The sequence below is a fragment of the Alteromonas gracilis genome (genome assembly GCF_002993325.1).
Lineage (GTDB): Bacteria > Pseudomonadota > Gammaproteobacteria > Enterobacterales > Alteromonadaceae > Alteromonas > Alteromonas gracilis.
Genome location: NZ_PVNO01000025.1, coordinates 302,716 through 316,776, shown reverse-complemented (window position 1 = coordinate 316,776; position 14,061 = coordinate 302,716). Strand labels below are relative to the sequence as shown.

The following is a 14,061-nucleotide window of genomic DNA, read 5'->3' as shown; positions in this document are numbered from 1 at the left end:
TTGTTCAAAATCTTCGGGTTAGTGCACACAATAAGTTTAGCACTACACCTTTTCATTAACGTGACACCTCACGTTTGCAAGCTCCGCTAACGCTTCAGTTTGATCATTTCGCAGCAGACACTGCTTTCCATCGCTAAGCAATGTAAAGCTATACAAAGGGTTATCGTGCCTTCCTTCAATGGGTAGCCCCCTGCTATCTAGTTTTGCTTTTCTTTCAATCGTAACGCTAGAAGTTTCACTAAATGCATTTGATGCAATAGTAATTCGCGTACCGCCAAACCAATTGCTGATCGTATCTTCTATGGTTTGCTTTTCGCTATCGCTAATAGATTTAGCAAGTGCCTTTTGCAACGCAATGTCCTTGGTAGAAGCACAACTCGCTACCGATAAAACAGACGCTGATAGCAGAACCAGAGCAACAAACGAATTTGGCTGCCCTGCACTTTTACTGTTCAAACCCATTATTTTCGTTCCTGAATAATTGGCTGATTGATCTTGTTTTGTAGAACGAAGTTATCCCTGCGCGTATTCGGAGTGTCGATAGGAATAAGTGTTTCACCTACTAACGCACTTTGATCACTACGCAGCGTTTTTACATCAGCGATACCGTTACCGGTCACCACTACAGGGCACGAGCCAGTAGCAGCATATTCGAGCGTTGCAGCTAACATACCTTCCTCTGGCTCACCTAAGCTTGTGGTAAAGTCATCTTCAACTTCACAACCCGGCAGTTCAAAGTCAAAATTAGGCGTGGCGGTTGGCATAAAGCCATCTGCATAGTCGCCAAAGCCTTTGTTATTTACCCCTTGGAACTGAATAGTAAAATAGGTCTCACCGCAGTTGTCTGTAGGGTAAAAGCCGTATGGCTTACCACAGGTTGTAGAACCAATTTGAACTACCTCTACGTCTATACCGCGAAGGGCATTCATTACTGCTTCGCTCGCTGAGCAAGTGGCGTCTGTTGAAATAACGTAAACTCGCGTCAGTGATAGGCTTGGAAGTAGCGTATTAGTAAGTAAACCTTCGTTATAATCGATAACGGTGCTGTAGAACGGCGTTGGACTAATAGACTGCCCTGTTACTGGGTTGGTCGTTGGATTCTTATCGTTAAATCTCAAAGTTTCAAACGTAGCATTGTTCGTTTGATTTGGGCCCGCTACCATATATGAAAGCTGTGAAGCTAACGCCAAGCGGCCACCTCCGTTATAACGTAAGTCCATGACCAACTCCGTCACGTTCTCCTCTACAAAGGTATCGAACGCATCAATCAGCCCTTCTTGCGCTGTAACAATAAAGCTATTGAACTGAAAATAGCCTACCTTACCGTTATCGGTATTTAGCACTTTAACGTTTTGCACTGGGGTTACACTGATATCATCAGACGTAATGTCAGCGGTTAGCGTGGTGCCGTCAACCAGTTCAAACTCAAAGCTTGTGGTTGTTCCAGCATCATCAGGGAATAATCCGTCGTTGATGGTGTCAACACCTTGTTGCGTGTTGTCATTAACAAAATCAACGCCGTTTATACTTACAACCTTGGCGCCTCTAGGTACGTTTGCTGATGCCGCAGGTGAGCCGGGCTCAGTAAACCGCACAGTTAGTTCTCTTGGCACTGTGGTAGAACCGAATTCCCAGCTAAACCCAAAACCTGATGATATGCCAGATTGAGATAACTCATTATATTCTGCGGTGTCCTGTGAAAAATGGAAATTATCTTTTGGCGTGCCGCTTGGTGTCAGTTCATTCGTTTTTAATTGGTCGAAATACGCCAATACTGAAAAATTTTCCGGGTCGTTATCGTCTACTTCGTCATACCAGAGGTAGGTATCGTTAGTCCAAGAGCGCAACCAAAGCTTCTCATCCATGGCGGTGCCTTGCGTATCTGGGTAAGCACTTCCTGTGAAAGGATCGATGCCGCTTCGTGGAGTTTCGCATTTCGCAATGAACTGTGATTGCGGCTCGTAAACACCTCTTTCCCATTCTGGGTCAGGCTTTACGGGTGTAGTAGGTGTAGTAACGACAGGTGGCGTGTTAGACGAGCCACCTCCTCCGCATCCTGCCAATAGAGAAATTGTTACCGCTAATGCAACTGAAGAATACACACACGCTTTCATAGTTCTAACATGTCCTTACTGTAAATGGCTAACTACGGCCTACCGCTCAATACTTAAACAATAGCACAGCCGATAATGACATATCCTTATAAACCTCACTACATAACAAAAGTTTAAAATGTTTCTAATTGTAAAATATACGAGCGTTAGCAAAAAATATTTCCAAGGTCTTCGGTCCACTGGCTAAGTCACCTTTCTATATAACAATTTATCAAGCTTTCACTAACGCTCCTTTTAAATAGCTTCAAATTAGACTTGCCGTGATACGGTTATTATCGGTGCCGTTGTTACCGCAAAAGCCCAACTTTTTGTGCAGTAAGACTGCTAACATAGAGCCCCTCTTTTGTTTTAATCGCACCTGTTACGAAGGGGAAAGTGCCGGTCGGGTCTTGCCAACTTTGTTCTATCTCACCGATTTCGCTTATTTTAACGAGATGACCATAAGGCTGACCTTGAGGACGCATAAAGCTAGGAAGGCGCTGTACTATTTTTCGAATAAATGGTTTATCAGACAGCATATCGACAGGGGCTGAGCGCGGCGACGCAAGGCCAATGTAGTAGCTGCCATTTTCCGCACGGCTGATATTATCTGGAAAGCCAGGCAAGTTATCGATAAGTACGTCAACTTGCCCTTTATTCGGCCCCACCAGCCAATAACGCAGCACCCTATATTTTCCGGTTTCGTTAACCAGTATCGATTGCTCGTCGTGACTGACTGCCACACCGTTCGCGAACACCAACTTATCCATGAGTATTGCACTATTGCCGGTATCAGGGTTGTACTCAATTAACCTACCATTACCTTTATGTTCGAATATCTCAAGCAAGCTGGCACTAAGGGTACCGCCGTAATCCATAGCCGGAAATTTAGTGGTCGCGTCGGTAAAATAGATATTGCCGTTCTGAGCAATATCTACATCGTCTGCATACACGACAGGAGTTTTTTTTACCTCATCAACCAGCACAGAGACTTCACCCGACGTATTTATCTTGAGTAGCCCAAGATGAGCGTCAGCGACAACAAGATTGCCTTTATTGTCGTATTCGATGCCTAAGGGACGACCGCCCGTGTTTACCCAAGGGGAAAAAGTGCCCTCGCCTTTCTTCTTCAAAAGAATAGCGCCGGAATGACTGGATGTTGCTAACGTGCCATTCTGATTCAACGCAAAATCTTCAGGTCCATAGTCGGTTCCCATGTCAACGAGCGTTAACTCAGATAGTCGTGTGTTTTGCGCGAACTTACCCTCAAAGCCCTTATTGACTGGTGCTTGCCATGCTACGGGCTCTATGGACACAGGCCATAACAGTAGGTAAACAGTACATAGTAAAAAGACACACCACACTGCTTTCATTTGCTTTACCTCATGAATGTTTAGGCTGTATGAGCGCCAAGGTAACAAGCAATCATTCAACTTACTGCTTTCGTTTTTTAATAGTGAACTATTAATCAACGTGTTCAATTTCGTGTTTAGCGCAATGACCTAACTGTGCATTACAATTTCGTAAAGTGGCATCTTTAAATGGCTTTTGTGCGTTTTAAAATAAAACGTTGTTAAGGTACACCATGCCATTTTACTCAAAAGTATTGGAAACCTCCTGCGCAAAGCACGTAGACAAAGAGTTGCGTGCAAGCCATGCAGGAGAGACCGGCGCAGTATGGATATATCGCGGCGCACTCTGCGCGGAGTTTTTATTAAGTCTTTTTATTATTGGAAATAGACCGAGCAAAACAAAGCCGTTTATTCATGAGCATCTTAGGACAGAGAAAAGTCACCTCGCTATTTTCGAGCATGAGATGCCGCTCTTCAGAGGTAGCTTTCTGTTACCAGCATGGATAGCCGCTGGGTTTGTTACCGGTTTATTGCCGCGATTATTGGGTCACAATTGGTTTTTTTACACTATTTACTGTGTGGAGCAATTCGTAGACAAACACTATGAGAAACAATGTAGCAGTATGATAATGTTATCAGAGCCTCCTTCTAACGTTATAAATCGCTTTAAGGAATGTCAAATTGACGAGCGACATCACAGAGATGAGGCACTGTCACTTATGACTGAACAGCCCACGTTGCTTATGACACTATGGGGGAAGTTGGTAGGTTCAGGCTCATCACTTGCCGTTGCGATGGCAAAACTGATTTAGGATCGGGTGAAGTGATAAGGGCTAAGAACTATTTTCGAAAGTTGAGTTTCAGGGTTAAATCATTTGGGCAAAAAGGAAAGGTTAAGGCCTTTGAAACCCTGCGACAACTGCGGGGCTGAGGCTGATGTACAATACAGAATTAACAGCAATAAAAGCGAGAGCTGGCAAATAGTGTGTAAAGCATGCCAAGAAAAAGCAAAAATGCTGACAGGCTATATCTATGGTGGGACATGGAAACGAAAAAAGCGTAACTAGGCGCAGAGACCGTATTGCATCATAGTTACGCTTTTTAGATTTCCATTTGAAACCACCACGTGGTGATCTAGCAATTTAAGCCCTTGTCACAGGTTTACGCTTTCGCCGTGACTCGCATCGTAAAGGTTAGGTTTCACCTCACTTTTGTTTTCTGCATGATTCATTTTCTCTCGTTTTAGCAAAGTCAGGCCACGCCACATACTCCACAGTACATAAATTGTCATTGGGAGATTTAACTGCAGCGAAGAAACCGTGAATGTTGCGTTCCCATGAACCGCTGTGTAGACAACAAGCAGCGCCAAAACACTTAAACCTGATACAAATAGCCATACCGGCTTTGTGAGTGATTTGATGCCAACGGTGAGTACGATATTCAATAACATTACCCCCCAAAATACGGCAATCAATGAGCCAGCAAATAACATATCTGCCACCGCCGTTACCGCCAACGCGCTAACGCTCCCCCATACAATGCTATACCACAGACGACTCGCTAATGGCGGATGGGCTTTTTTCGATAACCAAATTTCCATGCCCGAGACACAAAGCACAGTCAGCATTACGCCTAAAATGAAGTAAAGCCACTTACTAAGCATGCCAGCAAAGTCGCCAAAGTGGAGTCGATACATTGACCATAATAACTGCTTACCCCATTCCCCGTGTTCGTACCCTGCTACACCGATAAAGTTTCCTGCAGTGTCAAAGCGATAGCCTTCAGCGTAAATCATTCTGTTCGGCGCTTTCGCGTAAATTTCAATAAATTGCTCTGGCTCACCAACTTCGTGGACGGTTAGAAAAATGGGCGACTTTTCTGGTGCCAACGTTTTCATTTGGTCGAACGCTTTGCCTATAGCTGGCTTACCGCTTTGGGGCGCAAGCACCGGATCCGGTGTAAAAATTTGATCGACGACAGCATCTCTGTCGCCACCGTAATTTACCGCAGCAACTAACATTAAAATGATACCGGCCAAACCAAAGTAAGTACCGCTAATGCCGATGATCAAATGAAACGGCGCGGCCCATAAACCAAAACGATTGTGTAAATCGATTTGCGCCTGCTGTCCGTTGCCACCTCTTCGCAATTTGAATGCATCTTTTGCAATTCGTTTATGTGCAATAATGCCTGTGATCACCAGAGTACAGATTATGGCACCTAAGGCGCTGACTAAAATCATTCCCCAGCTATGCGGCAGGTTCAGATATAAATGAAGATCAACCAGCATCTGAGTAAAGGACACGCTCTCTTCTTCTAGCAAATTACCTTCGCCATCAGCGAAATACGCTACGTGATCATTTTCAACGACCAACCGGGGTATATCGGATGTAGGAAACACAACAAAGAGATGATGAGATTCTTCTGTGTGTTTTGCTAAAAAGCTATCCATAGCTTTTTCAACCGCCTCTGGTGAGACATTTTCCATCTCTTCAATATGAGGTTGCTCCCAACGCTCGAACTCTAAGTGAAAAACCGCAATGGTGCCTGAAAGACATACTAAAAAAAGGAGTACACTTAAAAAAACACCAGCCCAAGTGTGTGCGTTTAATGCATTTTGTTTTGTAACTTTATTCATCTATATTCACCTACATAGGCAAGAAAGCAAGTATTGGTAGACAAAGCGCAGCTAAAACGGCGTATGTACCAATTACTTTGAATTTGTGACTAGAAGCGAGGTAGTGATAAACAATAAGCCCCCACAAGACAGGTAAAAGAATGGTTGCAGTTGCCAACTTTCCAGCAATAGTAAATGGAAGTAACGCACAAACTCCAAGGGTAATTAGCACGCTAATTACCAGCAAAATAACCATTACAACAAGGTAATTGGTAACATTTGCTATAACCGCACCACGGGAAAAATCGAAACGTCTGGGCTGAGGTACGTTTTTAGGTTGAGGAAGTTGCACTTGGTTAAACGCAATGAATGGCCACACTAGCAACGCTGGAATACACAGTGCGTACAACAAACCAAACTCCCACCCTTGTGCATAAGACCAGCACACTGTGGAAACCAACCAGAAAACTATGCCCAAATAGAGGTAACGTGATACTTGAGCCCGCCAACTTCTATATACGGCCACCAAGGCCACAAGTGATAAGCCACCTGCTGTAATTGAAAGCATGAGTATTCCTTAAAACGAATAGGTGAGCGACGCGTTTACTTTATTTAAAACAAAGGAAGCACTTCCCCCTGCCATATAGGTCGCTGATTGAGAGAGATTTAACACTCCCTTTTGCTTTAAGTCTGACGCGGTTTCAATGGAAATTGTTCGTGCAAGTTCAACGATAGGTGTGTTTGTTTTTGTTGCGCCAAACGGGCTTCGCTTGCCGACAACTTCAACTTTTTCGATAGTGGTGTCGTCTTCGAGATCATCATTATTAACGCTAAGTTCTTTTGCAAAAAGCGGGGAAATTAAGAGCGTAGATAAAGGCAAAAGTAAAAATGTTTTGTTCATGCGCGTATTCTGTCTTTTAGTTTTGGCGAGAGAGCACTGTTTTTAATATTCTTAAAACCAAGTGCTTAATACTTTCGTCTACGTTAACAAATTTTCACACGAATGAGAACAGATATCATTTACATTTTTGATTGCATATTTGATTGCTTATATTTAGATAATAAAAAAGCCGAACTTACTAATTAAGTTCGGCTTGTTCTTGTGCAATGAGCTACTGCTTTACATTATGCTGCAGCACTTTCACTTTCGGTTTCAACCACTTCATGGCTCAACAGGTACTCAAAGGCTGCAAGCGAAGCTTTAGCACCCTCACCCATTGAAATAACAATTTGCTTATAAGGCACAGTTGTAACGTCACCGGCCGCGAATATGCCGGGTTCAGACGTATGGCACTTAGCATCGACAATAATTTCGCCATACTGCGTCATATCCACCGTGCCTTTCATAAACTGACTGTTTGGCACCAAACCAATTTGAACAAACACACCAGAAAGCTCACGTGTATGCACTTCATTGGTTGAACGGTCTTGGTACTCAATGGCATTCACTTTGCCATTTTCGGCAGTAATCTGTCGCGTTGCCGCATTCTTGATAATGGTAATATTATCTCGTTTTTCAGCTTGGTCAATAAGCACTTGGTCAGCTTTAAGTTCTGGCATAAATTCAAACACCGTCACCGATTTAACAATACCCGCTAAATCTAGTGCAGCTTCAATACCCGAGTTACCGCCACCAATCACAGCAACATCCTTACCTTTGAAGAACGGACCATCACAGTGCGGACAATAAGCTACACCATTACCGATATTCTCTTTTTCGCCAGGTACCCCCAGCTCTCTCCAGCGAGCCCCCGTCGCCACAATAATGCTACGCGTACGGATCTGCTCTCCAGATGATAGTGTAATAGTCTTAATATTACCCTGCTCAATGTTGTCTACACGTACGTGCTCTTTAAGCGTAATTTCATAGTCGCGAACGTGTTCCATCAAATTACCAACAAGCTCTGGGCCTGTGGTTTTAGGCACTGAAATTAAGTTTTCGATGCCCATAGTATCTTTTACCTGACCGCCAAATGTCTCTGCAACTACAGCTACTTTTAAGCCTTTACGCGCACTATATATGGCAGACGCTACGCCAGCAGGACCACCACCGATTACCGTCACGTCTTGCAGTGGCAATGCTTCACCCTTGTTCGCCTCTTTAAGACTAGGGTCGCGCTCAATCAGTTTGTTGATAAGTACCGATGCATCTACCTTGCCGTTGGCAAACAATTCGCCATTAAGATATACGCTAGGCACACCTTGAATATCACGCTCTTGGATTACGTTTTGGTACAGGCCGCCATCAATCATTTCAGTTTTGATATTTGGATTTACTAACGCAAATTGGTTGAGCGCCTGTACTACCTCAGGACAGTTGTGACAACTTAAGCTGATGAAAACTTCAAAGTTCAAAGGTTCATTAACCGCCTTGACCATTGATTTCACACTGTCGTCTAATTTCAGTTCAGTCCCTGCTGCATGAAGCATGGCAAGAACTAGAGAGTTAAACTCATGACCTCCAGGGATCCCCGAGAAGCGTATCCCTGTATCTTCACCATCGGCTTCAAGTAGAAAGCTGATAGCACTGCGTAATTCACCACTGGTGTCACGCTCTTCAACGTTTAGTTTCTCGCTTACAGAAGCAATGTCGGACAGAAACTTAACAAGTTCTTCACGCTTGCTATGTTCACCGGTCTGCACGACAAAGGTTACGTTTTTCTGCATTGATTCCGCATACGATTTCAATGCTTGTAAAATTTCTTTAGTTAACACGGTTAATCTGCCTTATTTTCGACACGCCGATCCCCGCCAACCTTTAAGAAGGTTAACTTATAAGCGGAAATTGGAAATTAATATCAGGGAGTGGAGGCCCACTCCCTACTAACGGATAGCCTAGCAATTTAATAGTCAGACAGCGCCGACATACTAGGCTTTAAGCATGTTGCTTAGATTTTGCCTACTAGGTCTAGTGAAGGAGCAAGCGTTGCTTCACCTTCTTTCCATTTTGCTGGGCACACTTCGCCTGGATTATTTGCTACATATTGTGCCGCTTTAACTTTACGCACTAGGTCATCTGCGTCACGACCGATACCTTCAGACGTGATTTCCATCGCTTGAATGATACCTTCTGGGTCAACAACGAACGTTGCACGGTCAGCAAGACCCATGGTTTCACGCATACAATCAAAGTTACGAGTGATTTCGCCTGTTGGGTCGCCAATCATTGCAAACTTGATCTTGTTGATTGTGTCTGAAGAATCGTGCCACGCTTTGTGAGTGAAGTGAGTGTCAGTTGATACTGAGAATACTTCAACGCCACGAGACTGAAGCTCTTCGTACTTGTCAGCGATATCACCTAGCTCTGTTGGGCATACGAACGTGAAGTCAGCTGGATAAAATACGAAAACTGCCCATTTACCTTTGATGTCTTCACTGCTTACGTCTACGAACTCGCCGTCTTTAAATGCAGTTGCTTTGAAAGGTTTGATAGCAGTATTGATCAATGCCATGTTTAATTCTCCATTTGGTTTAAATTAGTCGCAAGCATAGTGCATGCGATTACAATTTTACGTTTATTGTAAGAACAAAGTTTTATGCTTTTGTGAAAGTCATCACTGAAGCTTAAAATCTCGCCCTTCGAAACTGGTGATAAGAATAGCGCGCTCTGTCAAAAAAAACTAATTGGTAAAAATGAATCGCTTAATCAGATTATTGAATCGAAAGTTCACCGCGTATTCAAAATTGACAAATTACACTAACAACAGTAGGTATGGGCGTAATACTGAATTTAAAGACTCGTTCAAAATATATCGAGGAATAAATGTCTGACCATAGACTTCAACACTTAATTAACACCATTACGCGGGTTGACGGGCAAAAACCGTCGCCTCGCCTTTCAAAACATCAAAAAATGGCGACAAGTCCTTTTGTTTTTTATCGAGGAAGTGCGCAACTTTTTTACGCCGATATAAACGGCGGAATAATCAGTATTCCAAAAGAATGTGAAGCAGTGCCGCTCACCAGTGTTATGGGAGATTGTCATACTTCGAATTTTGGATTCTTAACCGAAGAAGGTTCACACGGTGATACGGTGATTTTCTCACCCAATGATTTTGATGATGCGTGCGTGGGTCGTGCAGAGTGGGATGTACTTCGCTTCCTTACTTCGTTGCACCTTGTTAAAGTGCACTGCGACGGTGTTGTTGACGGCAGGTATTCGAGTGACGATATTAACCCAACTAAGCCTGTTGTTAGTTTTAAACAAGTCAGTGATGCGCAACAGGCATTTATCGCCAGTTACGTTGAAACATGTAAGCGCGTTGTTGATAACGCAGCGGTATTGAATGAAGCGGTAGACTATTGCCCTAATGCAGTACCAAGTAAACTGACGAAACTTTATAAAAAAGCAAAGGCGCGAAGCGCAGGAGGCGAGGATTTCCTCACAAAAAGTGCGCTAGCCAAAGCCGTACATTTAGTCGATGATGGTCTGGCATTCAGAACAGATGAAGAAAAATTTTCTTCGTTGAACGAGCACACATATTCAACACTTCTTAACGTCTTCGCCCCCTACATGGATGATGCTGTAGTCGATATTGTGAAACGACATAATGCAGGAACAGGGTCTGTAAACATGAGCCGCTATTACTTTTTAGTCGGGCCTTCAAAACCTCACAGCCCCACAAGTTTTTCACATTGCCATATCGTAGAAGTCAAGCAGCAACGCGAGGCTGCTCCCTTGCATTACTTTCCTTCGATAAACCCTGTTAATCGTCTCAATGCGGCTCACCTAACTGCTCGCTGCCAAAGAAGAATGCAGAGAAAACCTGACTTGGTACTAGATGAAGTCATGTTTAACGACGCGCATTACTTAACGCGCTCAAGGCATCACGCCAAAGTAGGTGTAGATCCACATGATATTGTCATGGGAACGAAAGCGGTAGAGGGTGGCTTCACCTATTTTGCCCACCTTTGCGGCTATACACTTGCGTTAGCACACTGCCGTGGCGATAGGCGAAGCACGCGCTTTGCATCACACGCAGCGAATACCTTTGGACAGATTAACGATTTACTCATAAAAATAGCTAATCTTTATGCAGAACAGGTAGTTGAAGACCATGCGCTATTTGAAAGTATGTTGAAAAACAACTAGCGCCTTTTTTGAGGCGCTTTTCACTTTTAAAAATAAATGTAGGCTTATTTATCGCTTATGGTCGTAAATTGATAAGAAATATAACCACAAGTAAACTTACCCATAACCATTAAACACCTGATTAATAATGATATTTTTAAAAACAGCTTGAATAAGGTTAAGTCATTCCTACCCATTAGGAATGCCCGTAATGTAGTACCGCAATATAAAATTGCACATCGCAAATCGTTTCGCTTGTCTTCTTCAAAAGCGGTACGAGCAACGCTAAGCGATTTAAGAATAACGAAAACTACAAAGGGAAAATGCCGTGAGAGCATCATTAACTTTATTATCTGCAGGGATCTTATCTGCACTTTCTACCACCTCGGTTAACGCTAGCGATTTAGTTATCAGTGGCGTTATCGATGGACCGCTCAGTGGCGGCGTTCCAAAAGCCGTTGAACTTTTTGTTGTAAACGATATCGCCGATCTATCTGTTTATGGTATCGGCTCAGCCAATAATGGTGATGGCACTGATGGAGAAGAATTCACTTTTCCAGCCGGCGCATCTGCAAGTGCTGGAAGCTACATCTATATCGCTTCAGAGGTAGAGGGATTCACTGCTTTTTTCGGCTCTGCACCCGATTATGACAGCTCATCAATGGCCATAAATGGTGATGATGCTGTAGAGCTATTCAAAGATGGCAGCGTTATTGACACGTTTGGTGATATCAACACCGACGGCAGTGGCACTGCGTGGGAATACCTAGATGGCTGGGCTTATCGTACATCAGGTCAAACCGCAAATGGCGGCAGCTTCGAAGCAGCTAACTGGACTTACAGTGGTGTTGACGCCCTAGACGGCTCGACCACTAACACGGACGCTGCAACCCCGTTCCCAGCGGGCACATTTACCACTGAAGGTGGTGGTGACGTCGTTGTAGTACCAGAAGAGCCAGCTATTGAGCTTGGTATTTGTGGTGCAGACGCTACACTTATCAGTGGTATTCAAGGCAGTGAAAGCAGCTCTGCTGAAGTTGGCAATAGCGTTATTATAGAAGCTATAGTCACAGGCACGCGCGCTGGCGGTTTCTTCGTACAAGAGGAAGCATCAGATTACGATGCTGACGACGCAACGTCTGAAGGCCTATTTATTGAAGGTTCGGTTGATGTTGAAACCGGTAATCTAGTTCGCCTTTACGGTGAGGTAGAAGAAAACTACGGCATGACAACACTTGTTATGGACAGCGATGTAGCCGCACTTGATTGTGGCGCAGTAGATGCTGTCGCGGCGGTAGAACTTTCAATGCCGTACGAGATTGACCTTGAAACTGTTGAAGGTATGGTTGTTAGTGTGACGGATGCAACAGTAACAAGCACAAACAACCTTTGGCGCTTCGGTGAAATTGTTGTTAGCGACGCAATTAAACGTCAACCGAGCGACGTGGCGGCCCCCCTGTCAGACGCTTATACAGCGGTAGAAGAAGCTGGCGAGACCAGTCTTCTTACCATCGAAGATAACAGTAGCTCGCAGTACCCGGATGCACTGAATTACTTCCCTACGTTCAGCTACGCTAACGCCATTCGTATTGGTGATTCGGTTTCTGCAGCGGGTCCACTAAACTATAGCTTTGGCACTTACAGAATTAATCCTAGCGACATTATTGAGGTAACCTCGACCCGTGAAGCTAACCCTGTTGTTACAGAAGGTAATCTCTCCATTGCAACCTTTAACGTACTTAACTACTTTAATGGCGAAGTAGACGAAAACGGCGATGTAACGTTTGATTATGACCAAAATCGTGGTGCTAGTGATGCAGTTGCGTTTGCATTGCAGCAAGGTCGTATTGTTGAAGCTATCGTAAATCTAAACGCAGACGTTGTCGGCTTAATGGAAATCGAAAACGATGGCTTCGGTGAAGATAGCGCCATTCAATCTCTTGTTGATGCCATCAACGCTGAACTTGGTGAAACCGAACAATACTCATTCATCGCTACTAGTGATGGCAGTGAAATTGGTACGGATGCGATAACCGTTGGCTTGTTGTACAAAGCTGCTGTCGTAACGCCAGAAGGTGACGCGATGGTTGTAGCTATGCCAGAGCAGCAGGTTGATGAAGATAGCCTGGCACGTATGCGCCCAAGCCTTCTTCAATCTTTTACTCATGCAGAAAGCGGCAAATCATTCCTTGTTGCTGTTAATCACTTCAAGTCAAAAGGTGGTCAATGCGCTGAAGACGCAGTAGATGCACCGTCTGAAATAACTACGATCCAAGGCAGCTGTAACGCACTTCGCGTATCGGCAGCTATCACACTAGGCAACGTATTAAGTGATGAGAGCCTGCCAGAGCGCAAGGTTATCTTAGGTGACTTAAACGCGTATAGCGCTGAAGACCCTGTTGCAGTGCTAACCGATTACACACCTGAGTCTCGTGGATATACCATTACCACCGCGGTTAATACAGGTATGGATGAAGGCGCATCAGTAGAAGTTGAGTCTGGCTTCGGCTATCACAACTTAGCTGAAGAATTTGATGCAGACGGCTTCTCATATTGGTTCTACGGTACTGAACAAGTAGGTAGTTTGGACCACGTACTAGCAAGTGACGCTATGCTTGCAGATGCAATTGACGGTACACACTGGAACATCAACTCTGTTGAAGCATATCAACTACAGTACGACCAAGCGCTTCGTTATTATGCGGATGAAGACGGTTACGCGTTCACTGATGTAGGTCCATTCAGAAGCTCAGATCACGACCCTTTTATAGCTACCTTTGACCTTCAGGCAGACGTTGTTGAGGAAGAAGTGGACAATGATGATAGCTCAGGCGGCGCTATGGGAGGAATCCTTGCATTGCTAGCCGCAATGATAGGCTTTCGCCGTCGTCAGAGTAGCCTTAAAGCGCAGAAGCTATAATCGCTAAC

Annotated in this window: 11 protein-coding genes; 3 read left to right on the top strand and 8 right to left on the bottom strand. The window is 44.2% G+C overall.

Translation table 11 applies throughout. From position 1 onward, the window contains the following. Positions 1-42: 42 nt before the first annotated feature. The 3 genes from C6Y39_RS09925 to C6Y39_RS09915 form a co-directional block, all read right to left on the bottom strand. The gene (locus C6Y39_RS09925) at positions 43-462 is read right to left on the bottom strand and encodes a hypothetical protein (protein ID WP_105931097.1); all 420 of its coding nucleotides are present in this window, start codon (positions 460-462) and stop codon (positions 43-45) included. After that, positions 462-2,114 (bottom strand): S41 family peptidase, encoded by a 1,653-nt coding sequence (locus C6Y39_RS09920; protein ID WP_105931096.1) that lies wholly within the window; start codon positions 2,112-2,114, stop codon positions 462-464. Before C6Y39_RS09920 ends, C6Y39_RS09925 begins: the two co-directional genes overlap by 1 nt. A 287-nt stretch (positions 2,115-2,401) precedes the next feature. Then, a complete protein-coding gene (locus tag C6Y39_RS09915) occupies positions 2,402-3,466 on the bottom strand; it encodes an SMP-30/gluconolactonase/LRE family protein (RefSeq protein ID WP_105931459.1) in 1,065 nt (354 codons plus the stop codon). A 212-nt stretch (positions 3,467-3,678) separates the two neighbouring features. On the opposite strand from C6Y39_RS09915, the gene C6Y39_RS09910 reads away from it, so the two are divergent. Continuing rightward, positions 3,679-4,257 carry a demethoxyubiquinone hydroxylase family protein gene (locus C6Y39_RS09910; RefSeq protein ID WP_105931095.1) on the top strand — a complete coding sequence of 193 codons (579 nt, stop codon included), beginning with the start codon at positions 3,679-3,681 and terminating at the stop codon, positions 4,255-4,257. Positions 4,258-4,598: 341 nt separating this feature from the next. On the opposite strand, the gene C6Y39_RS09900 is transcribed toward C6Y39_RS09910, so the two are convergent. From C6Y39_RS09900 to ahpC, 5 genes are all read right to left on the bottom strand, one after another. After that, positions 4,599-6,083, bottom strand: coding sequence for a PepSY-associated TM helix domain-containing protein (locus C6Y39_RS09900; protein ID WP_105931093.1), 1,485 nt, complete (start codon positions 6,081-6,083; stop codon positions 4,599-4,601). Between the two features lie 10 nt (positions 6,084-6,093). Next, positions 6,094-6,630 (bottom strand): hypothetical protein, encoded by a 537-nt coding sequence (locus C6Y39_RS09895; protein ID WP_105931092.1) that lies wholly within the window; start codon positions 6,628-6,630, stop codon positions 6,094-6,096. A 9-nt stretch (positions 6,631-6,639) separates the two neighbouring features. After that, a complete protein-coding gene (locus tag C6Y39_RS09890; protein ID WP_105931091.1) occupies positions 6,640-6,963 on the bottom strand; it encodes a hypothetical protein in 324 nt (107 codons plus the stop codon). Between the two features lie 224 nt (positions 6,964-7,187). After that, entirely contained in the window at positions 7,188-8,777 is a 1,590-nt protein-coding gene (ahpF, locus tag C6Y39_RS09885; protein ID WP_105931090.1) for an alkyl hydroperoxide reductase subunit F, read from the bottom strand. Positions 8,778-8,950: 173 nt separating this feature from the next. Next, positions 8,951-9,508 (bottom strand): alkyl hydroperoxide reductase subunit C, encoded by a 558-nt coding sequence (ahpC, locus tag C6Y39_RS09880; RefSeq protein WP_425291745.1) that lies wholly within the window; start codon positions 9,506-9,508, stop codon positions 8,951-8,953. Positions 9,509-9,825: 317 nt separating this feature from the next. Between ahpC and C6Y39_RS09875 the strand changes: the two genes are divergently transcribed. Both C6Y39_RS09875 and C6Y39_RS09870 read left to right on the top strand, forming a co-directional pair. Next, positions 9,826-11,154: a DUF2252 family protein gene (locus tag C6Y39_RS09875; protein ID WP_105931089.1), complete on the top strand. Its 1,329-nt coding sequence runs from the start codon at positions 9,826-9,828 to the stop codon at positions 11,152-11,154. Positions 11,155-11,461: 307 nt separating this feature from the next. After that, positions 11,462-14,053 carry an ExeM/NucH family extracellular endonuclease gene (locus tag C6Y39_RS09870; RefSeq protein WP_105931088.1) on the top strand — a complete coding sequence of 864 codons (2,592 nt, stop codon included), beginning with the start codon at positions 11,462-11,464 and terminating at the stop codon, positions 14,051-14,053. Positions 14,054-14,061 lie beyond the last annotated feature (8 nt).